Below are 24,363 nucleotides of genomic sequence, written 5' to 3' on the forward strand. Positions count from 1 at the left end.
ACCCGCAAGGTCCAGCCGTCAACGGCAAAGGGGGCTGCGCCCCCTTTGCCGCGCCGCACCTTCTGGAGCAAATGCCGCCCCACCCTCCCTGCTGGCCCCGTCTGCTAACGGCCGCGCTCGCGCTTGACCTCATTTTCCAGGCCGTACTGCCGCAGCTTCTGGTACAGCGTGCTCTTCGCGATGTCCAGTTCGCGCGCCGCTTTCGTCAGATTGCCGCGCGTAGCGGAGATGGCGCTGCGGATCAGCTCCGCCTCGCCCGTGGCGATGCTGCGCACGGCAGGTGCCGGCAACGATGTCCTGTGCTCATCGGCCGGCTCGGCGCCGGCAGCCCTCAGTTCCGGCGGCAGGGCCTCGATACCGAGCACCTCGCTCTCGCTCATCAGCAGCATGCTCTCGATGACATTGCGCAGTTCGCGCACATTGCCCGGCCAGGCATAGACCTCCAGCGCGGCGAGTAGCGGCTCGCTGAGCCAGCGCGGCCCCAGCCCATGGCGCTCCCGGAACAACTCGACGAAGTGGGCAGCAAGCAGGCGCACGTCGCCGCCGCGCTCGCGCAGTGCCGGGATGCGGATCGAGGTCACCGCCACACGGTAGTAGAAATCCATGCGGAAGCGGCCGCCCGCCACTTCCTGGCGCAGATCGCGATGGGTCGCCGCGACCAGGCGGAATGTGACCTTGCGCGGCACGTTCTCGCCCAGGCGGTAGATCTCACCCTGTTCCAGCACGCGCAGCAGATGCGGCTGCAGGTCGAGCGGCATCTCGCCGATCTCGTCGAGGAACAGGGTGCCGCCGTTGGCCGCCTCGATCTTGCCCACCAGCCCACCCTTGCGCGCGCCGGTGAACGCGCCGTCGACATAGCCGAACAGTTCGCTTGCCAGCAGCTCGCGCGACAGGCCGCCGCAGTTCAAGGCCACATAGGGGCCGTCGCTGAAAGGGCTGGCCTTGTGCAGGCCCTGCGCGAACTCCTCCTTGCCTGCTCCGGTCTCGCCCAGCAGCAGCACCGGAACCCGCGAGCGCGCGAGCTGGCTGGCCTTGCGCAGGGCCTCGCGAAGCCCGGCATCGGCCGTGACGACGCCGCCGAAGCCGGCAGGCGTTTCCGTCGCGCGCGGGCTGCGCACGGTGGCCTCCCCGGCCAACTCACGCATCGGCCCGGCCGCCCGCGCCCGGCCGAGGCGCGGCAAGGGCACGATCATCAGGGTGCCCAGGCGTTCGCCACGGCGGCTCACCGGCTGCAACCATGCAGACTGCAGCCATGCCGGCAGCGCCTGGCCGCCGCCTTCCAGCGCAAGCGCCGGAATCCGCCGCGGCGCGGCAAGATCGAGATCGGCGCCCAAGGCGGCAATCGCCGCCTGCGCGTTTTCGTTAGCCTTGATCGGATAACCACGGTGGTCGAACAGCACGACGCCGTCGGTGCCGCCAGCCCAGTGCGGCAGCGCGGCCTCCAGCAGGTGGTAGCGCCGCTCCATTTCGAGCAGGGTCAGCCGGCTCTCGATGCGGCTCGCCGTGGTGACGACCAGCGCCAAGCTCTGGCGGCTGTAGGTCTCGGACAATCCCGACACGTCCACCACGCCCAGGATCTCGCCGTCCTGCGGGTGGCGGATCACGGTGGCCGAACAGGTCCAGCGCTTGATGCCCGCACAGTAGTGCTCCGCAGAGTGGATCTGCACCGGCTGGCCCACGGCGAGCGCAGTGCCGATGGCGTTGGTGCCGCAGATACGCTCGCTCCACGACACGCCGGGCAGCAGGTGGATGGATTCGGCCGAACCCATGGTGGGGTTGTCTCCCTCCATCGTCAGGATGGTCGAGCTGGTATCGGCAAGCGCCATCACGGTACCGGTCTCGGCGAGAAAATCACGCGCACAGGCCATCACCGGCGCGCTTGCCTGCAGCAGCCCGCTGTGGCGCTGGCAGAGCGAGGCCAGCGCGGACTCCGCCACCGGCGGCGGCGCACAGGACTTGTCCGGATCGACGTTGTGCCGCTGGCAGCGCTGCCAGGAGCCGTCGACCAGGCTGCGCAGCGCATCGGAGGGCACGGCGCTACCGCTGAGGAAGCGCTCCCACGCATCCATGACATCAGCATCATTACAGGGATCGGAAAACTTCTGCCCGTCGGGCATGCGCAATGAGTTCAATGTCTCCTCCTCGCGAAACGCGACGCGGCGGGCCGCTGTATGCGGCCAGAGGGATGGGCCCCTTGTGGATTCTGCCGCCCCGGTTCCGGGTCTTGCCGTCGGAGTCGTCGGACGACGACGCGATGAGCCGCGCCGCAACCGTACCGGCGGCGGCGCGCGGCTCGTGCTGAAGCATAGCAAACCAGATGCCAGGAGCCATGTGCCGGGCGATCTCCCCCGGCAACACGCGCGGAAGCCCAGCAGTTCGGGCATCTCAAGCCGCAGGAGCGGACGGCGCAAGCCCGATGGACGGCGGGAACACCCTGCGGCGGGCGGACGGCCGTACGGAAATCGGACGGTCATCCGCCCGCCGGCGTTCGAATACCGTACGTTTCAGGCGTTCGGCGCGGACGGCGGAAGGCAGGCACGGATCGCCTCCAGCGCGGCCGGGTCCTCCAGCGAACTCAGGTCGCCCAGCGCCTCGCCGAGATAAACGGCGCGCACCAGGCGGCGCAGGATCTTGCCGTTGCGCGTACGCGGCAGTGCCGCCGCACGATGCACCCGGGCAGGCGCCAGCGGCTTGCCGAGGCGTTCGCCGACATGCGCGCGCAGGGCGCGCTCGGACGCGCCCCAGTCCTCCGCGCCTCCGGCTGCCGCCAGCGTCACGAAGCACACCACCGTCTCGCCCTTGAGCGGATCGGGCACGCCGACCGCGACCGCCTCCTTGACCAGCTCATGATCGACCAGGGCCGATTCGTACTCGGCCGGGCCCACGCGCTTGCCGGCGATCTTCAGCGTATCGTCGCTGCGGCCCTCGATGAACCAGTGGCCGCCGGCATCAACCCGCGCCCAGTCGCCATGCACCCACAGGCCGGGAAAGCGCGACCAGTAGGCATCGAGGTAGCGTGCCTCGTCCTGCCAGAAGCCGGCCGCCATGCCCGGCCAGGGCGCGCGCAGCACGAGTTCGCCGACCTCGGCGCCGGTGCCGCTGCCCGGCAGCGCGCGCAGGCTCCGCCCGGCGGCATCGACGACATCGGCGACCATTCCCGGAATCGGCCCGGTGAAGCCGCAAGGCTTCTGCGGCAGACCGGCGAAACAGCCGAGGATGCCGCCGCCGATCTCGGTGCCGCCGGAATAGTTGATGATCGGGCAGCGCCCTTCGCCGACGCGCTCGAAAAGCCAGCGCCAGGGCGCCTCGTTCCAGGGCTCGCCGGTGGAGCCGAACATCCGCAGGCCGGCGAGCGCGCCGGGTGCCGGCAGCCCCGCCTCACCTTCGGCCATCAGCAGCCGGACCAGCGTCGGCGACAGGCCAAGGTGGCTGAGGTGGTGGCGCTCGGCCAGTTGCCACAGGCGATCCGGCCGCGGATGGTCGGGCGTGCCTTCGAACAGCATCAGGGTGGCGCCGCGCAGCAGGCCGCCGAACACCAGCCAGGGGCCCATCATCCAGCCCATGTCGGTGATCCAGCAGATGCGGTCGCCCGCCCCCAGGTCGAAGGCCATCATCATGTCCTGCGCCGCCTTCAGCGGGAAACCGGCATGGGTGTGGATCACGCCCTTCGGCCGCCCCGTCGTGCCCGAGGTGTACAGGATCATCAGCGGCGTCTCGGCGGCGTGGGACGCTGCCCCCTGCTGCGGGGCGCTGCGCGCGATCAGCGCCCGGTAGCCGGTTTCGCGCCAGCGCCGCGCGCCCTGCGATGGCGCCACCCCGCCGCCCTTGCGGCCGACGACCAGCAGATCGGCGAGCGCCGGGCAGTCCGCTGCCGCCCTGCGCGCTTCGCCGAGCATGTCGACCCAGCGCCCGCGGCGCAGATAGGCATCGGCGCACACCAGCAGCCTCGCGCCGCTGTCCCGCAGCCGGCTCGCCACCGCGTCGGCGCCATAACCTGAAAACAGCGGCAGCGCGATGGCACCGAGGCGGGCGCAGGCAAGCAGCACGGCCGCCGTCTCCGGCACCATCGGCAGGTACATCGCCACACGCTCGCCGTGACCGACGCCGAGCGCCGCCAGCCCGGTCGCGAGCCGCCGCACTTCCTCGTCGAGCGCGGCATAGTCGAGCAGCCGCAGGCTGCCGTCGTCGCCTTCCCACGACAGCGCCGGGCGTCCTGGGTCGTCACGTGCTATACGGCCGAGCAGATTGTCGTGCAGGTCGAGTTCTCCGCCGACGAACCAGCGCGGCCAGGCCGGCCCGCCGTCCAGGTCGAGCACCTGCCGGTATGGCCGCGTCCAGCGCAGGCCGAGCGCCTCTTCGACCTCGGCCCAGAAGCGCGCCGGCTCTTCGGCGGCGCAGGCATGCAGGCCGGCGAGGTCGACGTGGCCATAGTGCCGGATGAAGCGTGCGAGTGCGGTGTCCTCGAAGTAGATGCCGCTGCCGACACAGGTTTCCATGCTGTCTCCTTTCGCGAAATCGAAAGCGGCACGGCGCCCCACCAGGCCCGCCGTGCCGCGACATGGACCTCAGTCGGCGCGTTCCGGCACCGGCAGGCCCACCCACTCCTCGTAGAAGGCCTCGATGTCCGGTTCGAAGTCGTGGATCACCGGGTACCACGGCGTCGGCGCCTCGACGTCGTGCATCGTGCCGCAGCTCGGGCAGTAGTACTCACGGTACACCTGCCACTGCGTGTCCGGCGCCATCAGCCTGGGATAGACCTCGGTCATCGCCTCCTCGGTGTCGCGCACGTAGATCGCCGCGTGCAGCTTCCAGTTCTCGCGGTAGTCGCAGAACGCGTGGCCGCAGTCGCACTGGGTGACCCACTGCTTGTTCGCGTTCTGCACGATGTGGAGGTGCGGACCCAGCGGCAGCACGATCCGCTCCTTGAAGCCCACCTTGGCCTGCAGCGCCTTCAGGTACTGCTCGAAGCGGCTGTTGTCCTTGGGCATCGACAGCATGCGGAAGGTGGTTTCCCAGTTCAGGGTGCCATCGACGAGATGGGCGACCTGTTCATCGGTATAGGTAGACATGTTCCAGCTCCTTGATTCGGTGATTACTCTTCGACCTGGACGACGGTGGTGACGTCCGGCAGCAGCGACAGGTCCATGCGGTGCTTGGCACCGTAGGACGGCACGCCCAGCTCGGATTCGAGCAGTTGCCAGTCGGCCGGCAGGCTCCAGAAGGCCTTGAACTCCCTGGTGAACTTCTCCGACAGCGCGAAGCTGGTGGCGAACATGTGCTGCACCTGGGGCGAAGCGCTCTTGTTGATGATCTTTTCCCGCTCGCCCCGCATCCAGTCGCGCACCGGCATCGCGCGGGCCAGGCGCTCCTTGCGGAGCGCGGCGCGGCGCGCCTGGGTCCTGGCCGCGTCCACCGTGAACACGCCCTTCGCATCCTGCGTGAACTCCGCGCCATAGACCTTTCGCGCGTACTCGGGCAGCAGGAACTTCTGGTTCAGGTCGTTCTCGATCGCCTTCGGGTCACGGTCGATCGGGTCGCCGAAACCGGGGCCGCCGCGCAGGTAGTTGAGGTAGAGGTCGTGGTTGCCGTAGCAGTCCTCGGTGGTGATGCACTGCTTGTCGCGCTTGACCGCCGCGGTCGCATCGATGTGGCGCTCGTAGTCCGGGTCCGAGGGGTCGAAGTCGCCGCCGAGCGGCAGCGAATCGCCGATCTCGATGCGCTTGTCGAGGCCGGTGCCGTGTGCCTCGAAGCGGTAGCCGGTGGCCGACGGATAGCCGCCCATCAGGCCCCAATCGCTGTTCATGAAGCCATTGCCCATGAAGAACATGGTCCAGTCCTGGGCGTTCCAGACCATGCGCAGCGTCTCGAAGCCGCAGCCGCCGCGGTACTTGCCGTAGCCGCCGGAGTTGGCCTTGACGTTGCGGCCGAGGTACAGCAGCGGCTCGGCCATCTCCCAGATCTCGATGTCGCCCATGTCGCCTTCGGGGTTCCAGATCGCCGCGGCGTGGTTCAGGCCGTCCTTGATGGCGCAGGCGCCGGTGCCGCAGCTCGAGGCTTCGAAACTATTCACCGCGTGGATCTCGCCGTCCTGGTTGATGCCGCCGCCCTGCAGCCAGTTCGAGGTGTTGGCGTTGCCGGCGTTGACCTCTTCCAGGTAGCCGCGGCTGAAGTAGGACTGGGACAGACCGCGCCACAGCGCCGCCCAGCCGGAGACGAGGAAGTGCCAGGCGTAGGCGTGGCCGGTGCGGCGGTCGTCGGGGTTGCACCAGGTGCCCTTGGGCAGGCGGAACTCGGTGGCGAAGTAGGCACCGTCGTTGATGCGCTGGGTCGGCACCAGAGTCTGGCACATCATCACCCAGATGCCCGAGGTGAAGGCCACCTGGTGGGCGTTGAAGGTATGCCAGCCCCAGCGGCTCGCGCCCTCGAAGTCGAGCCGCCACTTGCCGTCCGGCCGGATCGTCATCTCGACCGGCGAGTGCATGATGGAGTCGAGCTTGGCGAAGGCGTTGGACACCTGCACGTCCTCGTGCTTGTAGGGCACGTCGACAAAGGACACCTTGCGGTAGGTGCCCGGCAGCGTCATCGCCTTGATCCGGCTCATCAGCCCGCGGCGACCCTCCTCGATGACCTCGAAGGCGAACTTCTCGTAGGCCTCGATGCCGTCGGCGCGGATCACTTCCTCGACCAGCTCGCGGATCATGTGGCAGCCGGCGATGCGGGTCTTCTCGTCGAGGATCCAGTACTTGGGCGTGCGCACCGAGCGTTGCGATTCGTGCAGCCAGTCGCGCAGCGGCTCGTCGTTGATGCCGGTCTTGCGGCAGGTGATCATGTAGCCGTCGCCGAAGCGCTGGGTCTGGCCGGTGGACATCGAGCCCGGCGTCACCGCGCCGGTGTCGATCACGTGGGTCACGCCGCCGACCCAGCCGATCAGCCGGCCTTCCCAGAAGATCGGCACGATGGTGGCAATGTCGCAGGGGTGCACGTTGCCGATGGCGCAGTCGTTGGTCGTGAACATGTCACCGGGATTGATACCGGGGTTGGCCTCCCAGTTGTTCTCGATCATGTACTTGATCGCCGCGCCCATCGTGCCGACGTGGATGATGATGCCGGTCGAGGTCAGCACGCAGTCGCCGGCGGCGTTGTACAGCGTGAAGCACAGCTCGCCTTCCTGTTCGACGATCGGGCTGGCGGCGATCTTCTTGGCCGTTTCGCGGGCATGCACCAGGCCGCCGCGCAGCTTGGAGAACAGCTTCTCGTAGCCGATCGGGTCGCTGTCGCGGAGCGCGAGCTTCTCGAGGCCGTTGTAGTGGCCGGTCGCTTTCGTGCGTTCGATGATGCCGTCACGGTACTGCTTCAGCGTCTGGCCGTTCTTCAGCAGGTCGGCAAAGCCGACTTCCTTGCTTGTCATCATGTTCATGGCGCGTCTCCTCCTTATTTCACTTCTTTCAGATGGAACAGGCGGTGCTTGTCGACCGTCGTCTCGAAACCTTCCGGCACGACGAAGGTGGTGGCGTCGGATTCGATGATCGCGGGGCCGACGATGTGGTTGCCGGCCTTGAGCGACTCCATCTTCCACAGCGCGGCATCGACCCATTTCTTGTGGCGGTAGAACGGACGGGTGCCGAGAAAGGCCTCCTTCGGCGGCGTCGGCCCGGCATCGGCGTCCTCCGGCAGCACCGGCTTCTGCGTCACCACCATGCCGCGCAGGATCGCGCCGGTGATCGAGAAGCCCAGTTCCGGCGAACGCGCCGAGCTGGCATAGACGCGGCCGTAGGTGGTCTCGAAGGCGTCGACGATGCGGTCCCAGTCGGCGGCGGTCGCGGCCGTGGACACCGGCGAAACGATCTCGAGATCGTTCAACTGGCCCATGTACTGCATCTTGTAGCCGGGGATCAGGATCACGTCCTCGGCCTTGTAGCCGTTGATGACGAACTCGTCGATGACCTTCAGCGCCAGTTCTTCCCAGGCCTGCTGCAGCGTCGCGCAGGCCGCTGCCTTGTCGGTGTCGGGGGCGAGCTGGGCCACGCCGAGATCCACCGACTTGTCGTAGCGGTACTCGAAATCCGCGCAGGCGCAGCCGAAGGCCGAGAAGCCGGCGGCCCAGGCCGGCACGACGACGTCCTTGAAGCCGACGCCTTCGGTGTAGCCGTAGGTGTGCACCGGCCCCGCGCCGCCGTAGGAGAAGCAGGTGAACTCGGCCGGGTTGTAGCCCTTGGCGCTGATGTTGGCGCGCAGGTATTCCGACAGCGTCAGGTCGAGCAGCTCGATCACGCCGGCTGCGGCATCCTCGACCGACAGGCCGAGCGGGTCGGCGATCTGGGCCTTGATGTGGTCTCGCGCGCGCTGCACGTCGAGCTTGATCGCACCACCGAGGAAGTTGTCCGGGTTGAGGTAGCCGAGCACGACGTGGCAGTCGGTGACCGACACCGTATCCAGCCCGCTTTCCGGCCAGCTGGTGCCGACGCGGTAGCCGGCGCTGTCGGGGCCGAGCTTGATCGACTTGCTATAGGGGTCCAGCCGCACGAAGCTGCCAGCGCCCGAGCCGACCGAGTCCATCGCCACCAGCGGCAGCGACAGCACCAGGCGGGCCATGTCGGGGTCGGACTTGATCGCGAAGTTGCCCTTGGTGATCAGGGCGACGTCGAAGGAGGTGCCGCCGATGTCCGAGCAGGCGATGTTCTCGTCGCCCAGGCATTCGCCCAGCAGCCTGGAGCCGATCACGCCGCCGATCGGGCCGGAAACGATGGTGCGGGCCAGTTCCTTGGCCTTCCACGAGATCGTGCCGCCATGGGTCGCCATCACCCGCAGGTCGAACTTCGCGCCGTGCTTCTTGAAGCGGTCGCTGACCTTCTTCAGCGTCTGGCGCGAAGGCTCGGCGCCGTAGGCTTCGAGGATCGTCGTGTTCATGCGGTGGCTTTCCTTGCGCGACGGGTAGTAGTCCACCGACGCGAACACCGGGATGTCGACTTTCAGCTTCTTCAGTTCGTCGAGCACCAGATCGCGCGCGCGCTCCTCGTTGCTGCCGTTCTTGTGCGACTGCAGCAGACAGATCACGATCGCCTGGGCGCCGGCCTCGACCAGTTCGCGGGTCGCCTGGCGCACCTCCTCGGCACGCAGCGGGATCACGACCTTGCCCTGCACGTCGGTGCGCTCGGTCACGCCGCGGGTGCGCGACACCGGCACCAGCGGCTCGTCGTAGCGATGGGTGTTGAGGTGGATGCGGTCTTCCAGCGCATAGCCGAGATAGCTCTGCAGGGCGCGGCCCATCGAATGAATCTGCTCGAAGCCGCGATTGCAGATCAGGCCGACGTCGAGGCCCTTGCGCATCAGGACGCGGTTGAGCATCGCCGTGCCGGAATAGACACAGGTCGCAAGCTCGGGGTAGACGTCGTCGACACCCCGTCCCCAGTGTGCGAGCGCATCCTGGGATGAGTTGAAAATGGCGAGCGACTCGTCCGCCGGATTGCTCTGCGCCTTGCCGACGACGAAGCGGCCGTCGTCGCGCACGAAGAAAGTGTCGGTCATCGTGCCGCCGGCATCGATTCCCATCACCTGTACCCGTGATGCGGTCTGGACTTCCATGGTTGTCTCCGTTCCTTCTGGTTGGATGAACTGGTCGGTGCGTGGCACCGCTTCGTCCATTGCAACCCCCATGCCATGGCAGCGCCTCCGCAACGCAGCATCCAGACAGCCCGCTGCGGGACTGCCCCCTGGCCGCGCCCACCCCGCAGCGCAACATGGTGTACGAACGGAGTTGAGCGGCCGGATTCGGTATCGTCGTCCGGAATCCGGACGTTCGATGAATACGGAAACGCGTCCTGAAGCAGTCGCGGGCACACCGTACGCACAGGCAGGGCACGGCGCCCTTCGCCATGCGCCGAACCAGCGGCCATGGGCACGGTCACGCCCGGAGGCAGGGCGGCGCAGGCCCGAAGCGGGCGGCAGCAGCCGGGTGTTGATTCAGCTACGGAAGAAGCCCGCCCATCGGGAACGAAGACAGCGGCATCGGGGGCGGGATGGCCGAGGGCGCGAACGGCCCTGGCGGGTCCGGCGTTCAGACCGCACGTACCGTGTCTGAACGCCGCCTGCGGAATGGGAAAGGAAACGGGCGCCTATTTACTGCGCGGCTTCGCCGACGAAAATCTCGACGCGGCGGTTCATCGCGCGGCCGGACACGGTCGAGTTGTCGGCGATCGGCTGGCGCGAGCCGCGGCCGTCGATGGCGATGCGCTGCGCCGACACGCCGCGCGCCGTCAGGTAGTCCCGTACTGCGGCGGCGCGGTTGATCGACAGGGGATTATTGACCGCATCGCTGCCGGTACTGTCGGTGTGGCCGATGATGGTGACGGTGGTGACAGGGTGCTGATTCAGGCCGCCCGCCAGGCGGTCGAGCACCGGGCGCATGTTCGGCTTGATGTCGTAGCGGCCGGTGTCGAAAGAGACATCGCTCGGGATATCGACCTTGAGCTGGTTGTCGGCGGTCTGGCTGACGCCGATGCCGGTGCCCTGGGTCGCCTGCTCCATCTCGGCCTTCTGCTTCTGCATGTGCTGCGACCACAGATAGCCGCCCGCGGCACCCACCGCGGCGCCCACCGCCGCCCCGGTCGTGGTGCTCTTGCCCTTGTTGCCGCCGGCCGTCGCACGCCCGATCGCGGCACCGGCCACGGCGCCGATGCCGGCGCCGATGCCGGTATCGCGCTGGGTTTCGCTCATGTTGGCGCAGCCGACCAGGCCGCCGGCGGCAAAGGTGAGCGCAGCCAGGGAAACGATGATCTTCTTCATGATGTCCAGCCTCCAGATTTGTAACAGGCCCGGCGATTATCCACGCCCAACGCACGCGCCTCGCCAAGCGGGTGTGCAACAAAGGATGACCGGCTCCACGCCGGCCATCCGCGCAAATGGAAATCGAATCGATTGCCATGTTGCCAGAACCGCGCCGCATGCATGCGGGAAGAGGCGCAAGCCGGCGGACAGGCTCGCCGCCGGCGTGTCATGCGTCACACCCGAAAGATTGCCGCCTGGCGCTGCCGCATCCCCGGACGTCCGAAGCCGGCGAGCACAGGCAGCTTCATGCGTGTTCCCTGTCGATCACCGCCCGGCCGGCGTCGACGCCGAGCTGGAAGCCTTCCGATGCCCGCAGGCCGCGGCCGAGCGCACGCATGTCGGCGCCACTGGGATGCTGGAACACGCGCAGGCCGAACTCCGGCAGGATGGCCAGCAGATGGTCGAAGATGTCCGACTGCGTACCTTCGTATTCGGCCCACACGACGGTGTTGGAGAAGCAGTAGATCTCCAGCGGCAGGCCGTCCGAAGTCGGCGCCATCTGGCGCACCATCAGCATCATGCCCTGATGCACGCCGGGATGATGGCGCAGGTAGCGGTCCACATAGGCGCGGAAGGTGCCGATGTTGGTGACGCGGCGGCGGTTGACGATGTCACGCTCGCCGCCCGGCAGGCTGGCGTTCCAGGCTTCCAGTTCGGCCTCCTTGGCCGGCAGGTAGCCGTCGAGCAGCGCGAAGCGGTCGAGACGATGGCGCTCCTCGTCGGTCAGGAAGCGGATGCTGTGCTGGTCGATGTACAGGCTGCGCTTGATCCGCCGCCCGCCGGATTCGCGCATGCCGCGCCAGTTGCGGAACGAATCCGAGATCAGGCGCTTGGTCGGAATGGTCGTGATGGTCTTGTCGAAGTTCTGCACCTTCACCGTGTGCAGCGCAATGTCGACGACGTCGCCATCCGCATTCAGTTGCGGCATCTCGATCCAGTCGCCGATGCGCACCATGTCGTTGGACGCCAGCTGGATGCTGGCGACGAGCGACAGCAGGGTGTCCTGGAAGATCAGCATCAGCACCGCTGCCATCGCCCCCAGGCCGGACAGCAGGATCAGCGGCGAACGATCGACCAGGCTCGCTGCCATCAGGATCGCGGCGATGAAGTAGATGATGATCTTCGTCACCTCGACATAGCCCTTGATCGGCCGGATCCTGGCGCTGGGACGGCGCTGATAGCGCGCGCCGAGAATGTTCAGCAAGCCACCCAGCGCCAGCGCCACCGTCAGCACGATGAAGGCGCTGCACACGTTCTCGACCACCGCCACCAGCGCTTGCGGAAGATGCGGCACCATGCCGACGCCGATCATCAGCACCAGCGCGGGAACGGTATTCGACAGCCGCGACACCACCCTCATCGGCGTCGTGCCGCCCGGCTCGCCATCCCGGGCGAGCACGCTCGCGCCCAGCAGCTTGCGCAGGCCGCGCAGCAGGACGTGCTTGGTCAGCCAGTTCGCCAGCCAGGCGAGGGCCAGCAGGCTGCCGGCCGCGACCAGCGTGTACAGCAGCGGGTGCTGCTCCAGCACACCGACCGCAGCATCGAAATCCTCTTGCATTCCATCTCCACGAAAACGCGCCCCAGCGTATATCCGAACGCCGTCCGCCGGCGAACCGCATTTGGCGCAAATTATATCCAGCCGATTTCCTGCCCTTCCGTCTCCCCAACCCGACGGGTGGAACCAATCGGCTACAATCCACCCCAATCGCAAGCATCCACGGGCCATGCCGGCAGGCTGCCCGCAACTCTCCAGCTCCCTTGAATCCGATGAATCACCCCGACCACAAAGCCGGCGCCGAAGCCGCCGCACCGAGCAACTTCATTCGCAACATCATCGACGAGGACCTCCGCAGCAACAAATGGGGCGGCCGCGTCGAGACGCGCTTCCCGCCCGAACCGAACGGCTACCTGCACTACGGCCACGCCAAGTCGATCTGCCTGAACTTCGGCCTGGCCGAAGCCTATGGCGGCGTCTGCCACATGCGTTTCGACGACACCAACCCCGAGAAGGAAGAGCAGGAATACGTCGACGCCATCATCGAGTCGGTGCGCTGGCTCGGCTTCGACTGGGGCGAACACCTGTATTTCGCCTCGGACTACTTCGACACCATGCACGCCTGCGCCGTCAGCCTGATCAAGGCCGGCAAGGCCTATGTCGACTCGCAGTCGGCCGAGGAAATGCGCGCCAACCGCGGCACGCTGACCGAAGCCGGCAAGAACAGCCCCTGGCGTGACCGCAGCGTGGCCGAGAACCTGGAGCTCTTCGAGCGCATGCGCGCCGGAGAGTTCGCCGAAGGCAGCCACGTCCTGCGTGCGAAGATCGACATGGCCAGCCCCAACATCAATCTGCGCGATCCGGCGATCTACCGCATCCGCCACGCCAGCCACCACCGCAGCGGCGACAAATGGTGCATCTACCCGATGTACACCTTCGCCCATCCGATCGAGGACGCGATCGAGAACATCACCCACTCGGTGTGCACGCTCGAATTCGAGGACCAGCGGCCCTTCTACGACTGGCTGCTCGACGCGCTGGCCACCGAAGGCCACTTCCCGCGCCCGCTGCCGCAGCAGATCGAGTTCTCCCGCCTCAACCTGACTTACGTCGTGCTGTCCAAGCGCAAGCTGATCCAGCTCGTCAACGAAGGCCACGTCGACGGCTGGGACGACCCGCGCCTTCCGACCCTGATCGGCGCACGCCGCCGCGGCTTCACGCCGGCCGGCTTCCGCCGCTTCGCCGAGCGCATCGGCGTCTCCAAGGCCGACGCCTGGATCGACATGAGCGTGCTCGAAGAGTGCATGCGCGACGACCTCAACGAAGCCGCCGAACGCCGCGTCGCCGTGCTCGACCCGCTGCGGCTGGTCATCACCAACTACCCGGAAGGCCAGTCCGAGCTGTGCGAAGCGCCCAAGCACCCGCTCAAGCCCGAGCTCGGCAAGCGCGAAATGCCTTTCGGCCGCGAGCTGTGGATCGAGCGCGAGGACTTCATGGAAGAACCCGTCAAGGGCTTCCGCCGCCTCTACCCCGGCAACATGGCGCGGCTGCGCTACGGCTTCGTCGTCAAATGCACCGGCTGCGAGAAGGACGCCGATGGCAATGTCACCGCGGTGCTGGCCGAATACATGCCCGACTCCAAGTCCGGCACGCCCGGCGCCGACGACTACAAGGTCAAGGGCAACCTGCACTGGGTCTCGGCCGCGCACGGCTACCAGGCCGAAGTGCGCCTGTACGACCGCCTGTTCGCCCACCCCCACCCCGGCCAGCGCCGCGAAGGCGACGCCCCGGACGCCGAGCGCGACTTCCTCGACGACATCAACCCGGACAGCAAGCGCACCGTCACCGCCTGGCTGGAACCGGCGCTGAAGGACGCCCAGGCCGAGGACCGCTTCCAGTTCGAGCGCCACGGTTACTTCGTCGCCGACCGCGTCGATTCGAAACCCGGCGCGCCGGTGTTCAACCGCACGGTCACGCTGAAGGATTCGTGGGCGAAGGGCGGAAAAGCTTGATCGAAAGCCTGCTAACCTGAGCCATTGAATGGCGAGCCAAGAGATGCACACCGACCCGATCACAGCCAGGGTAGGATGGGTAGAGCCGCAGGCGAAACCCATCGTTTGCGGGGAGCAGGGGTGATGGGTTTCGCTACGCTCTACCCATCCTACTCGTGCTCAGCAACGAGGCATTCGAGCAAGAACGTAGCCTCCCCAACACACTTGCTTGGCGCGCTGCCCGTGAGGGGCAGGTTCATGAGTTCCAGCACTGATCCCGCCTCTCATACCGGTCGACAAGCTACGGCGGTTCCAGGAAGCGTGTGTGGTGTTCCTGGAGAAGCGAGGACTGTCCGAGCGCAGCGAGTTCCGCAGCCTCGGAAGGAATTCCACACACGCTTCCCCCACACGAGCGTCCAGAAACACGATTCCAGACAGCCGTCGAAAGTACCAAGCGTTTTACTTTCCATGCGCTCTACCGGCAAACACTGGCCATGAAGATCCTCCGCCGCCTCCTGCCCCTGATATTGATTGTCAGCCTCGTGGCGGCAGCCGGCTGGTGGCTGACGCGGCCCAAGCCGGTGGCGGTGGTGGTGCATGAAGTGGGGCGCGGGCTGGTCGAGGCGACGCTGTCGAACACGCGCGCCGGCGAAATCGAAGCCTGCCAGCGCAGCAAGATGGCAACCATCGTCGGCGGCCGCATCGACTATCTGGGCGTCAAGGAAGGCGACCGCGTCGAAGCGGGCCAGGTGCTGATGCGGCTGTGGCATGGCGACCTCGAAGCACGGCTGACGGTGGCCAGGGCCCAGCTTGCGACCGCGCGCCAGCGCGTGCGGGAAGCCTGTACCGTCGCCGACAACGCCGAACGCGAGGCGGCACGCCAGGCACAACTGGTCAAACGCGGCTTCGTCTCGGCCAGCGCCGAGGAAAGGGCCCGCACCGAAGCCCATGCCCGGCGCGCCGCCTGCGACACCGCGCGGGCCGACGTCCTCACCGCCCAGGCGCAGGTCGACGCCACCGAGATCGACCGCCAGCGCCTGGTGCTGGTCGCGCCCTTCGCCGGCACCGTGGCGCTGATCACCGGCGAACTCGGCGAGATTTCCATCCCCTCCCCGCCCGGCGTGCCGACACCGCCGGCGATCGACCTGATCGACGACACCTGTCTGTACGTCAAGGCACCGATGGACGAAATCGATGCCCCGCGGATCCGTCCCGGCCAGCCGGTGCGGATCACGCTCGAAGCGATGCCGGCCACCGTCTTCGAAGGCCGCGTCAAGCGCATCGCGCCTTACATCACCGCGGTCGAGAAGCAGGCGCGCACGGTGGAGGTGGACATCGACTTCGTCCGCCCCGACGAGGCGCGCGGCATGCTGGTGGGCTACAGTGCCGACGTCGAGATCGTGCTCGACACCCGCGCCGACGCGCTGCGCATTCCCACCGCGGCGCTGCGCGAAGGCCAACGCGTGCTGGTGGAAACGAACGGCCGGCTGGTCGAACGCGAAGTGCGTACCGGATTGTCGAACTGGGAGCACACCGAGATCGTTGACGGCCTGAACGCCGGCGAGCGCATCGTCACCTCGCTGGAGCGCGCAGGTGTCGTGGCTGGCGCACGGGTCAGCGTCGAATCCACCGCCCGCTAGCCCGGAGCACGGCATGGCACAGATCGAACTGGAAGGCATCGAACGCATCTTCCGGCTCGGCGACAGCGAGGTGCATGCGCTGAGCGACGTGTCGCTGCGCATCGAGGCCGGCGAATACGTCGCGGTCATGGGCCCTTCCGGTTCGGGCAAGTCCACGCTGCTGAACCTGCTCGGCCTGCTCGACCGCCCGAACAGCGGCCGCTACCGGCTCGAAGGCCGCGACGTCACCACCTTGTCGGCCGACGAGCAGGCGGCGGTGCGCAGCGCGCGCATCGGCTTCGTGTTCCAGAGCTTCCATCTGGTGCCGCGCCTGACCGCCGCCGAAAACGTTGCCCTGCCGCTGATGCTGGCCGGCGTCCCGGCGGCGGAGCGCGGCGTACGCGTGGAGCGGGCATTGAAGGATTTCGGCCTCGAATCGCGCGCCCACCACCGCCCGGACGAACTTTCCGGCGGCCAGCGCCAGCGCGTGGCGATCGCCCGCGCCACGATCATGCGCCCAGCCATGCTGCTCGCCGACGAACCCACCGGCAACCTCGACCGCGCCACCGGCCAGGAAGTCACGGCGCTGCTCGAAGCGCTGAACGCCGCCGGCACCACGCTGATCGTCGTCACCCACGACCCGGCGATGGGCGCACGCGCCCGCCGCCGCCTGCTGATGGAGGACGGCGCCATCCGCCAGGACGTGCGCAACACGCCGACGGCAGCGCCGAATCCGCCATGAGCCCCGCCGATACGCTGCGCTTCGCCACCCGCGCCGCGCTCGGCTACCCGCAGCGCACCGCGCTGATGATGCTGGCGATGTCGATCGGCGTCGCCGCGGTGGTGATGCTGACCGCGCTCGGCGACGGCGCGCGGCGCTTCGTCGTCGAGGAGTTCTCCGCGCTCGGCGCCAACCTGCTGATCGTGCTGCCCGGCCGCACCGGCACCGGCGGCGTCAACCCGGGCAGCTTCGTCAGCAGCACGCCGCGCGATCTCACCACCGACGATGCCGCCGCGCTGCTGCGCGTGCCGCAGGTCAAGCGCGTCGCCCCGCTGGCGATGGGCAGCGCCGAAATTTCCTTCGGCGGCCGCCTGCGCGAAGTCATGGTGCTGGGCACCAGCGCCGACTATGTCGACATCCGCGGCTTCGGCGTCGCCCGCGGACAGTTCCTGCCGCGCGAGGACTTCCGCCGCGCTTCGGCAGTCGCCGTCATCGGCGAGACGATCCGTGCCGAACTGTTCGGCAACCAGAATGCCATCGGCCGCATGATCCGGCTGGGCGACCGCCGGCTGCGCGTGATCGGCGTCATGGGGCCGGCCGGCCGCGGGCTGGGCATGAACTCGGACGAACTGGTGCTGGTGCCGGTCGCCACCGCGCAGGCGATGTTCGACACCAACTCGCTGTTCCGCATCATGATCGAGACGCGCGACCGTGAATCTCTGTTGCCCGCCCAGCGCGAGGTCGAGAAGCTGCTGGGCGCACGCCGCCAGGGCGAGCTCGATTTCACCGTCATCACCCAGGACGCAGTGCTGGGCACTTTCGACCGCATCCTCGGCGCGCTGACGCTGGGCGTCGCCGGCATCGCCGCGATCAGCCTGGCAGTGGCGGGCATCCTGGTCATGAACGTGATGCTGGTCGCCGTCACTCAGCGCACCGGCGAAATCGGCCTGCTGAAGGCACTGGGCGCCAGCCGCCGCGCCATCCGTTTCGCCTTCCTGGCCGAAGCCGCGCTTTTGTCGCTGGCAGGCGCACTGGCCGGCTTCATCCTCGGCCATGCCGGTGCGTGGGCGATCCGGCTCGCCTTTCCCGCCCTGCCCGCCTGGCCGCCGGACTGGGCGGTGAGCGCCGCGCTCGGCACCGCACTCGCCACCGGCCTGCTGTTCGGCGTCATGCCGGCACGCCGCGCCGCCGCGCTGGACCCGGTCCAGGCGCTGACGAAGCGATGAACACGGGGACGATGCCATGAGCTGGCGCGACCTCCTGCATCTGGCCCTGCGCTCGATCACCGCCCACCGCCTGCGCAGCATGCTGACGCTGGGCGGTATCGCGGTCGGCATCGCCGCAGTGATCCTGCTGACTTCGCTCGGCGAAGGCCTGCACCGCTTCGTGCTGCGGGAGTTCGGCCAGTTCGGCACCAACGTCATCGAAGTCGCCCCCGGCCGCGAAGGCGCACGCGGCGGCCCGCCGGGCCTGCCCTCCTCCGCGCGCGAACTGACGCTCGACGATGCCGCGGCGCTCGCCCGCCTGCCGCATGTCATCCATGTTTCCGGCAACGTCAGCGGCAACGCCGAAGTGCGCGCCAATGGCCGCGTGCGGCGCACCACGGTGCTGGCGGTGGGTTCCGGCATGCAGGACATCTACGCGATGCGGGTCCGCATCGGCCGCTTCCTGCCGCCGGACGACAGCGACAGCGCACGCGCCTTCGTCGTGCTCGGCGCCAAGCTCAAGCGCGAACTGTTCGATGCCGGCAACGCACTCGGCGCACGGGTGCAGATCGGCGACGAGCGCTACCGGGTCATCGGCATCATGGAAGAAAAGGGGCAGTTCCTCGGCTTCGATCTCGACGACACCGCCTTCATCCCCACCGCGCGCGGCATGGCGCTGTTCAAGCGCGACGGCCTGATGGAGATCGGCCTCAGCTACGACGAGAACGTGCCGGCCGCGCGCGTGGTCGATCAGGTCAAGCGCAGCCTGATGGCACGCCACGGCCGCGAGGACTTCACCGTGCGCACCCAGGAAGACATGCTGGCGACGCTGTCGAACATCCTCGGCATCCTCACCGCGGCGGTCGGCGCGCTGGGTGGCATTTCGCTGCTGGTCGGCGGCGTCGGCATCGCCACCATCATGACCATCGCCGTCACCGAACGTACCAGCGAAATCGGCCTGCTGGTCGCGCTCGGCGCGCGCCGCCGCACCATCCTCGGCCTGTTCCTGGGCGAAGCAGTGGTGCTTGCCGCCGCCGGAGGCCTGGCCGGCCTGGCCGCGGGCATGGGCCTCGCCCAGTCGATCGGCCTGCTGCTCCCCAACCTGCCGGTCAGCACGCCCTGGGCTTTCGTCCTCGCTGCTGAAAGCATGGCAGTGCTGATCGGCCTGCTGGCCGGCATCCTGCCCGCCAGCCGCGCCGCCCGCCTGAACCCCGTGGAGGCCCTGCATGCCGAATGAACTCGGCGGCACACGCCGCGCCGCGCTGCTCGCCATGCTGCTGCTGACGGCCTCTGCCGACGCCGCGCCGGCACCATGGCATGTCTGGCGCAGCAAGCTGGACGGGCAGGAATTCTGTGCCCAGACGTCGCCTGGCCCCGGCTGGACACACGAACGCGGCCCCTTCGCCGACCTCCATTGCCGCAAGCCCAGCAAGCCGGCAGGCCCGTCAGGCAAGGCGAATATCCCTCCCGCATCCCCTTCGGTTGACCCAGGTCAAGCTTTGCCCAGATTGCCCGGCAAACCCGCTTCGACCCGCTAGACTGGAATCAAGGATTCGCCGTGACGTATTTCACGCAACATTCCGGATGCTTTCGGAGCCGCAGCAAGCTTGACCAGCATAAAAAAGGAGACAGCCATGAGTATCCTCGATTCCCCGCTCGGTCGCTGCGAAGCCATCCGTGAAATGGTTCTTCTCGACGAAACGCAACAGGAATGCGCCTGTGAACACGGTTGTCCGCCGGGCTGCGATTGCCCGCTCGCCGGCTGCTTCGCCGAAGTGAGTGGCCTGAGCGCGGAGCACGCAGCCGAGCTGAAACAGGTCGACGAGCGCATCAGGCAGACGAAGGCTCGGGCGCGCGAACTCTTGGCTGCCTGAACACCCCGGTCCAGGCATCTGCGGCCATCATTCCGATGGCCGCATTCATTTTGCTGCGTTCCGCTCAGGCAGGCCGAATCAGAAGGATTCGTCCTCGCGCAGGTAGCGCCATTGTCCGAGCGGCAGGTCGCCAAGCTTCACCTTGCCGATGCGCACGCGCTTGAGGCCCACGACTTTCAAGCCGACCAGTTCGCACATGCGGCGGATCTGGCGCTTTCGCCCCTCGCGCAACTGGAAACGCAGCTGATCGTCGTTGATCCACTCGACTTTCGCCGGGCGCAGCCTGACTCCATCGAGTTCGAGGCCATGATTCAGCAAGGCCAAGCCATCCGCCTGAAGCCTGCCTTCGACACGGACCAGATACTCCTTGTCCACCCTGGAATCGTCGCCGATCAACTGGCGGGCAATGCGGCCATCCTGGGTCAGCACCAGCAGACCGGTCGAATCGATGTCGAGCCGCCCGGCAGGCGCAAGGTTCTTGAGCTGGCTGGGATGGAAGCGTTGCGCGATGTCGCGATCGAACTGGTTGGCCGCGCCGATCAGGCTCACCGCCGGCGCATAGCCCGGCTCCGGCTGGCCGGACACATAGCCGACCGGCTTGTGCAGCAGGATCGTGACGCGCTGGCGCTGGGCCCGGCTGGCTTCCGGCGCGAGATCGATGCGCACCTCCGGTTCGACGCGGATACCCAGTTCGGACACCCGCTTGCCATCGACGAAGACCCAGCCGCGCTCGATGAACTCATCGGCCTCGCGGCGCGAACAGATGCCGCGCTCGGCCATGATCTTGGACAGGCGCACGCCCTGGGGCGCGGGTTCTCCTCCCTGCTCCCGGTCGGCAGGCCCATCATCGGCTCGCGGTTTCCGCCCCGTCGAAGCCGGACGGGAGGCCGAGCCCGCCGCCTTGCCCCGTCCGCCAGGCCGCGCTGCGCCAGCGGCTGGTGCCCGGCGCCGGACGGCGGGCTCGGCCTCCCGGGGCCCGGCATCCTTGCGCTCTTCGCCATCGGCAACTTCCGCCGTACGCGGACGCAGCTTGAGCGTACCGCTGATCTGCGAAGGCGCAGGCGTGGGAGGGGTTCGGCGAATCGTGTTCAAGACGGCTCCCGGCTGAGGGGTCGATGGAGACAAGGCTGCATTATCGCCCACAATCGGGACGGCACGCGTGCCATGGGGTCGCACTTCATTTCATTAGGCGAAATCAAGGTGGGCGGGTAAGATTCGCACTCCTGACAATCCATCGAATGCTCGTATAGAGCACTGCCGTGTCCACCAAGAAGATCGACCCCGCTCCCGCTGCAACCGAAGGCAAGAACTCGATTCAGGTCATCGACCGCATGATGAAACTGCTGGACGTCCTCGCCCAGCATGCCGACCCGGTTCCACTCAAGCAGCTTGCCCTGGAAACCGAACTCCATCCCTCGACGGCCCACCGCATTCTCGGTGCGATGACCCAGAGCGGCTTCGTCGACCGCACGGATGCCGGCATCTACCGCCTGGGCATCCGCCTGCTGGAACTGGGCAGCCTGGTGAAGTCACGCATCTCGCTGCGCGAAACCGCCATGCCGATGATGGTGAAGCTGCATGCAGCCACCGGCGAGAGCGTAAACCTCGGTATCCGTGCAGGCGACGAGATCGTCTATGTGGATCGGACTTCGAGCGGGAGATCTTCGGTGCGCGTGGTACATATCGTCGGTGCCCGTGCGCCCCTGCACACGACGGCGACCGGCAAGCTGTTCCTGGTCGAAGACGGCCCCGAACGCATTCGGGAGTATGCCCGGCGCACCGGACTGCCGCCTTCGACACCGGCTTCCATCACCACCTTGCCGGCGCTCGAAAAGGAGCTCGAACGGGTCCGCCGCCACGGCGTGGGTTTCGACCTGGATGAGGTCGAGGCCGGCGTGCGCTGCATTGCCGCCGGCATCCGCAACGACAGCGGCGAGTTGATCGCCGGCCTGTCGCTGTCGACGCCGTCCGAGCGCTTCAACCCCGACTGGGCGCCGCTGGTGCGCGAAACCGCGGACGAAATCTCGCGTGCCCTGGGCTATGGCGCCGCACGCGCCGCCCGGGAGCATCGCTGACGCGAATCGATCAGCCTTCGCGGCGAACCGGCGCCGCCGCCATGCGCGGCGCGCTGTCGGCCTGCTCCAGCCATTTGCGCACGCGCTTGGCATCCGCCGTGCGGGTGTAGAGCCCGCTGGAATCCATCAGTACCATGACCACCGGCTGGTCATGCAGCCAGGTCTGCATGACCAGGCAGCGGCCGGCCTCGGAGATGTAGCCGGTCTTGGACACGCTGATCGACCACTCGGGACTCTTGACCAGGCCGTTGGTGTTGCCGAAGCGGGTCAGGCGGCCACGGACATCGACGTAGCGCTCGGCCGAGGTCGAGAACTCCCGGATCAGCGGATAGGACGCCGACGCCGACACCATCTTGGCCAGGTCGCGCGGGCTGGAGACGTTGGCCGGGTTCAGTCCGGTGCTGTCGTGGAAGCGGGTATTCCAGAGTCCGAGCAGGCGCGCCTTGACGTTCATCGCTTCGATGAAGGCCCTCTCGCCACCCGGGTAGTGGCGCGCGAGCGCCGAGGCAGCACGATTTTCGGACGACATCAATGCAAGGTGCAGCATTTCTTCGCGCGTCAGCGTGGAGCCGATGGCCAGGCGCGACCCCGTACCCTTGAGCGTATCGATGTCGGCGTTCGTGATCGTGATCGGTTCGGACAGGCTCTGCCCGGCATCGAGCACGACCATCGCGGTCATCAGCTTGGTGATGGAAGCGATCGGCACCACCACGGCGGCATTGCGCTCGAGCAGCACTTCGCCATTGGCCGGGTTGACGATGTAGAAGGCACTGGAGCCGAGCTGCGGGAAACCGTTGGCATCCAGCGCCAGCGCAACCTCTTCCGCAGCGGCCGCTGCCGCGGCGGCCGTCGCAGCGGCAGCAGGTGCCATCCGCACCGAAACACGCTGGGCCTTTCCGGTCGGAACGGCCTTGCTCCTGGCATTCCGTGTCGTCTTGCCGGCAGACGGTTTCACTGCAGCCTTCTTCTTCGGTGCAGCCGTCTTCGCAGCAGGCTTCTTTGCCACGGACTTCTTGGCAACAGGCTTCTTCTGGACGGCCTTGGCACTGGTTCGCGCGGGCTTGCTGGCTGCAGCCTCGGCAAGATTCGAAACCGGTTGCAACATGAACAGGCCGATCACGGCAGCGGCAAGCAGGAAACGTGGTTTCATGGCAGGGCGTGCAACAGGAAATTACCTTCCTTGAATCTGCAGTAAAAATAATCAGATAACAAGGCTATTTGAAGCAAATTCGCAGGCAGGTGCGAATTGTCACACGAACACAGCCACGCGGCATCGCCTGATACAAAAAATGCCGCCATGCCTGGCCGCTGCACGGCCGTAGACGGCGGCCTCACGCAGCCGAACCGTTCCGCTCCATGAAATCCATGCGCCGCCGGCGCCACTAGAGGCGAAGGAAATCGCTCACTTCGCCGCGCCGCGCCATCGTGTCCTCGTAACCCAGCCCGATCAGCGCATTCGTGAATGCCGGCTCGAACAACAGGTAGGACAGCAGCGCCGAACCCTCGCTGCGCATCGCGCCCAGGCTGCGCAGCACGGTACGCAGGGTACGCGGCAAGGCCAGGCGATGCTGGCCGGCGATGGTGTCGAGCCGGCGCGAAGGCAGCATCACCAGCGTTTCGATGGGCTTCAGGCCGGCCGAAGCTCTCCGCTCTTCGGCCGTCATCAGCGCCAGGCTTCGGTTGATCCGGTCGAGCCGCTCGAGATCGACCGCGAGCGTATCGAGAAAGATGCTCGACATCGCATGCCCGGCGATCTGGGCCGGCGATGGATAGTCCTCCCCCCGCTGGCGCACCTCCTCCGCGAGCCGCCCCGCACCGACCACCATGATCCGGTCGGCCCCCAGGTGGATTGCCGGACTGACCGGCGCCAGCTGGCGCATCGAGCCGTCACCGAAGAACTCGCGATGAATATGCACCGCCGGAAAGACGAAAGGCAGGGCACTGCTGGCCATCAGGTGATCGACGCCGATACAGCTGCGCACACCCATGCGATGCGTGCGCCGCCACGGCTGGATGTCGGGCGCGGCCTCGAAGAAGGCCAGGCTCTCGCCCGAGGAGTAGCCGGAGGCCGTGACGCTCAGCGCCCGCAGATGGCCACGCTCGATGGCTCGGCCGATTTCGGTGAAATCCAGCACCCGACCCAACAACTCGCCCAAGGGCGCGTTGTCGAGCAGCGAACGGGGGGTCTGGCGCACGGCCCAGCCGGTCGTCAGCGCCAGGCCCCAGCGCCCGATGCTGCCGAGCACGGCAGGGGCATCGGCACGATAGATCTGATCTACGTGGAGATTGCGCCAGATGTACTCGAGCCGCGAGACGCCATACTTGAAGCTGCGCGAGAACACCGCCAGCGCAGTTGCGTTGATCGCGCCGGCCGAGGTGCCGCACAGGATGGGAAAGGGGTTGCCCGCGCGACGGCCGCGCAGTTCACTGACCGCGGCCAGCACGCCGACCTGATAGGCGGCGCGCGCGCCGCCGCCCGTCAGCACCAGCGCTGTCTGCGGCCTCCCCGCCGTCATCGTCCATCATGCCCACGTGTTGCCATGCGCAAAGGATGAACGA

At 67.4% G+C, this 24,363-nt stretch carries 18 protein-coding genes; 8 read left to right on the forward strand and 10 right to left on the reverse strand.

Annotated features, from left to right (window positions below):
* Nucleotides 1-104: 104 nt before the first annotated feature.
* The 7 genes from ACNQFN_RS17945 to ACNQFN_RS17975 all read right to left on the reverse strand — a co-directional run bounded on the left by ACNQFN_RS17945 (nt 105) and on the right by ACNQFN_RS17975 (nt 12,382).
* Nucleotides 105-2,069 carry a sigma-54-dependent Fis family transcriptional regulator gene (locus tag ACNQFN_RS17945; protein ID WP_418647155.1) on the reverse strand — a complete coding sequence of 655 codons (1,965 nt, stop codon included), beginning with the start codon at nt 2,067-2,069 and terminating at the stop codon, nt 105-107.
* A 435-nt stretch (nt 2,070-2,504) separates the two neighbouring features.
* Nucleotides 2,505-4,496, reverse strand: coding sequence for an AMP-binding protein (locus ACNQFN_RS17950; protein WP_418647156.1), 1,992 nt, complete (start codon nt 4,494-4,496; stop codon nt 2,505-2,507).
* A gap of 69 nt (nt 4,497-4,565) precedes the next feature.
* Nucleotides 4,566-5,069 (reverse strand): acetone carboxylase subunit gamma, encoded by a 504-nt coding sequence (locus ACNQFN_RS17955; protein WP_068636865.1) that lies wholly within the window; start codon nt 5,067-5,069, stop codon nt 4,566-4,568.
* A gap of 23 nt (nt 5,070-5,092) precedes the next feature.
* The gene (locus ACNQFN_RS17960; protein WP_068636866.1) at nt 5,093-7,417 is read right to left on the reverse strand and encodes a hydantoinase B/oxoprolinase family protein; all 2,325 of its coding nucleotides are present in this window, start codon (nt 7,415-7,417) and stop codon (nt 5,093-5,095) included.
* A gap of 14 nt (nt 7,418-7,431) precedes the next feature.
* Nucleotides 7,432-9,582 (reverse strand): hydantoinase/oxoprolinase family protein, encoded by a 2,151-nt coding sequence (locus ACNQFN_RS17965; protein ID WP_418647157.1) that lies wholly within the window; start codon nt 9,580-9,582, stop codon nt 7,432-7,434.
* 534 nt (nt 9,583-10,116) lie between these two features.
* Nucleotides 10,117-10,782: an OmpA family protein gene (locus ACNQFN_RS17970; RefSeq protein WP_068636868.1), complete on the reverse strand. Its 666-nt coding sequence runs from the start codon at nt 10,780-10,782 to the stop codon at nt 10,117-10,119.
* A 286-nt stretch (nt 10,783-11,068) separates the two neighbouring features.
* On the reverse strand, nt 11,069-12,382 hold the full coding sequence (locus tag ACNQFN_RS17975; protein ID WP_068636869.1) for a mechanosensitive ion channel family protein: 1,314 nt from the start codon (nt 12,380-12,382) through the stop codon (nt 11,069-11,071).
* Nucleotides 12,383-12,591: 209 nt separating this feature from the next.
* Between ACNQFN_RS17975 and ACNQFN_RS17980 the strand changes: the two genes are divergently transcribed.
* The 7 genes from ACNQFN_RS17980 to ACNQFN_RS18010 all read left to right on the forward strand — a co-directional run bounded on the left by ACNQFN_RS17980 (nt 12,592) and on the right by ACNQFN_RS18010 (nt 19,729).
* The gene (locus ACNQFN_RS17980) at nt 12,592-14,331 is read left to right on the forward strand and encodes a glutamine--tRNA ligase/YqeY domain fusion protein (RefSeq protein ID WP_068636870.1); all 1,740 of its coding nucleotides are present in this window, start codon (nt 12,592-12,594) and stop codon (nt 14,329-14,331) included.
* A 473-nt stretch (nt 14,332-14,804) separates the two neighbouring features.
* The gene (locus tag ACNQFN_RS17985; protein ID WP_068636871.1) at nt 14,805-15,950 is read left to right on the forward strand and encodes an efflux RND transporter periplasmic adaptor subunit; all 1,146 of its coding nucleotides are present in this window, start codon (nt 14,805-14,807) and stop codon (nt 15,948-15,950) included.
* A 13-nt stretch (nt 15,951-15,963) separates the two neighbouring features.
* The gene (locus ACNQFN_RS17990; RefSeq protein ID WP_418647158.1) at nt 15,964-16,671 is read left to right on the forward strand and encodes an ABC transporter ATP-binding protein; all 708 of its coding nucleotides are present in this window, start codon (nt 15,964-15,966) and stop codon (nt 16,669-16,671) included.
* Complete coding sequence (locus ACNQFN_RS17995) at nt 16,668-17,876, forward strand: ABC transporter permease (protein WP_418647159.1); 1,209 nt, start codon at nt 16,668-16,670, stop codon at nt 17,874-17,876. Before ACNQFN_RS17990 ends, ACNQFN_RS17995 begins: the two co-directional genes overlap by 4 nt.
* A 16-nt stretch (nt 17,877-17,892) precedes the next feature.
* Nucleotides 17,893-19,092 (forward strand): ABC transporter permease, encoded by a 1,200-nt coding sequence (locus ACNQFN_RS18000; protein ID WP_068636874.1) that lies wholly within the window; start codon nt 17,893-17,895, stop codon nt 19,090-19,092.
* Nucleotides 19,082-19,393 carry a hypothetical protein gene (locus tag ACNQFN_RS18005; RefSeq protein WP_083953587.1) on the forward strand — a complete coding sequence of 104 codons (312 nt, stop codon included), beginning with the start codon at nt 19,082-19,084 and terminating at the stop codon, nt 19,391-19,393. The genes ACNQFN_RS18000 and ACNQFN_RS18005 overlap by 11 nt, the downstream gene beginning before the upstream one ends.
* Nucleotides 19,394-19,489: 96 nt before the next feature.
* Nucleotides 19,490-19,729 carry a hypothetical protein gene (locus ACNQFN_RS18010; RefSeq protein ID WP_068636875.1) on the forward strand — a complete coding sequence of 80 codons (240 nt, stop codon included), beginning with the start codon at nt 19,490-19,492 and terminating at the stop codon, nt 19,727-19,729.
* A gap of 78 nt (nt 19,730-19,807) precedes the next feature.
* Here ACNQFN_RS18010 and ACNQFN_RS18015 read toward each other — a convergent pair whose 3' ends face one another.
* Nucleotides 19,808-20,527: a pseudouridine synthase gene (locus ACNQFN_RS18015; protein ID WP_245650907.1), complete on the reverse strand. Its 720-nt coding sequence runs from the start codon at nt 20,525-20,527 to the stop codon at nt 19,808-19,810.
* A 461-nt stretch (nt 20,528-20,988) separates the two neighbouring features.
* Here ACNQFN_RS18015 and ACNQFN_RS18020 point away from each other — a divergent pair, with 461 nt between their 5' ends.
* Nucleotides 20,989-21,804: an IclR family transcriptional regulator gene (locus ACNQFN_RS18020; RefSeq protein WP_068636876.1), complete on the forward strand. Its 816-nt coding sequence runs from the start codon at nt 20,989-20,991 to the stop codon at nt 21,802-21,804.
* A gap of 10 nt (nt 21,805-21,814) precedes the next feature.
* Here ACNQFN_RS18020 and pbpG read toward each other — a convergent pair whose 3' ends face one another.
* Both pbpG and ACNQFN_RS18030 read right to left on the reverse strand, forming a co-directional pair.
* Nucleotides 21,815-22,954 (reverse strand): D-alanyl-D-alanine endopeptidase, encoded by a 1,140-nt coding sequence (gene pbpG / locus ACNQFN_RS18025; protein WP_418647160.1) that lies wholly within the window; start codon nt 22,952-22,954, stop codon nt 21,815-21,817.
* 232 nt (nt 22,955-23,186) lie between these two features.
* On the reverse strand, nt 23,187-24,320 hold the full coding sequence (locus ACNQFN_RS18030) for a patatin-like phospholipase family protein (RefSeq protein WP_068636878.1): 1,134 nt from the start codon (nt 24,318-24,320) through the stop codon (nt 23,187-23,189).
* Nucleotides 24,321-24,363: the final 43 nt, after the last annotated feature.

Source organism: Thauera butanivorans, assembly GCF_048398245.1.
In the GTDB taxonomy this organism is placed as follows: Bacteria; Pseudomonadota; Gammaproteobacteria; order Burkholderiales; family Rhodocyclaceae; genus Thauera; species Thauera butanivorans.

Bases quoted from the DNA above. Each gene is read 5' to 3' on its own strand.
- ACNQFN_RS17945 (WP_418647155.1), bottom strand. From the start codon at position 2,069: ATGGATGCGTGGGAGCGCTTCCTCAGCGGTAGCGCCGTGCCCTCCGAT.
- ACNQFN_RS17950 (WP_418647156.1), bottom strand. From the start codon at position 4,496: ATGGAAACCTGTGTCGGCAGCGGCATCTACTTCGAGGACACCGCACTC.
- ACNQFN_RS17955 (WP_068636865.1), bottom strand. From the start codon at position 5,069: ATGTCTACCTATACCGATGAACAGGTCGCCCATCTCGTCGATGGCACC.
- ACNQFN_RS17960 (WP_068636866.1), bottom strand. From the start codon at position 7,417: ATGAACATGATGACAAGCAAGGAAGTCGGCTTTGCCGACCTGCTGAAG.
- ACNQFN_RS17965 (WP_418647157.1), bottom strand. From the start codon at position 9,582: ATGGAAGTCCAGACCGCATCACGGGTACAGGTGATGGGAATCGATGCC.
- ACNQFN_RS17970 (WP_068636868.1), bottom strand. From the start codon at position 10,782: ATGAAGAAGATCATCGTTTCCCTGGCTGCGCTCACCTTTGCCGCCGGC.
- ACNQFN_RS17975 (WP_068636869.1), bottom strand. From the start codon at position 12,382: ATGCAAGAGGATTTCGATGCTGCGGTCGGTGTGCTGGAGCAGCACCCG.
- ACNQFN_RS17980 (WP_068636870.1), top strand. From the start codon at position 12,592: ATGAATCACCCCGACCACAAAGCCGGCGCCGAAGCCGCCGCACCGAGC.
- ACNQFN_RS17985 (WP_068636871.1), top strand. From the start codon at position 14,805: ATGAAGATCCTCCGCCGCCTCCTGCCCCTGATATTGATTGTCAGCCTC.
- ACNQFN_RS17990 (WP_418647158.1), top strand. From the start codon at position 15,964: ATGGCACAGATCGAACTGGAAGGCATCGAACGCATCTTCCGGCTCGGC.
- ACNQFN_RS17995 (WP_418647159.1), top strand. From the start codon at position 16,668: ATGAGCCCCGCCGATACGCTGCGCTTCGCCACCCGCGCCGCGCTCGGC.
- ACNQFN_RS18000 (WP_068636874.1), top strand. From the start codon at position 17,893: ATGAGCTGGCGCGACCTCCTGCATCTGGCCCTGCGCTCGATCACCGCC.
- ACNQFN_RS18005 (WP_083953587.1), top strand. From the start codon at position 19,082: ATGCCGAATGAACTCGGCGGCACACGCCGCGCCGCGCTGCTCGCCATG.
- ACNQFN_RS18010 (WP_068636875.1), top strand. From the start codon at position 19,490: ATGAGTATCCTCGATTCCCCGCTCGGTCGCTGCGAAGCCATCCGTGAA.
- pbpG (WP_418647160.1), bottom strand. From the start codon at position 22,954: ATGAAACCACGTTTCCTGCTTGCCGCTGCCGTGATCGGCCTGTTCATG.
- ACNQFN_RS18030 (WP_068636878.1), bottom strand. From the start codon at position 24,320: ATGACGGCGGGGAGGCCGCAGACAGCGCTGGTGCTGACGGGCGGCGGC.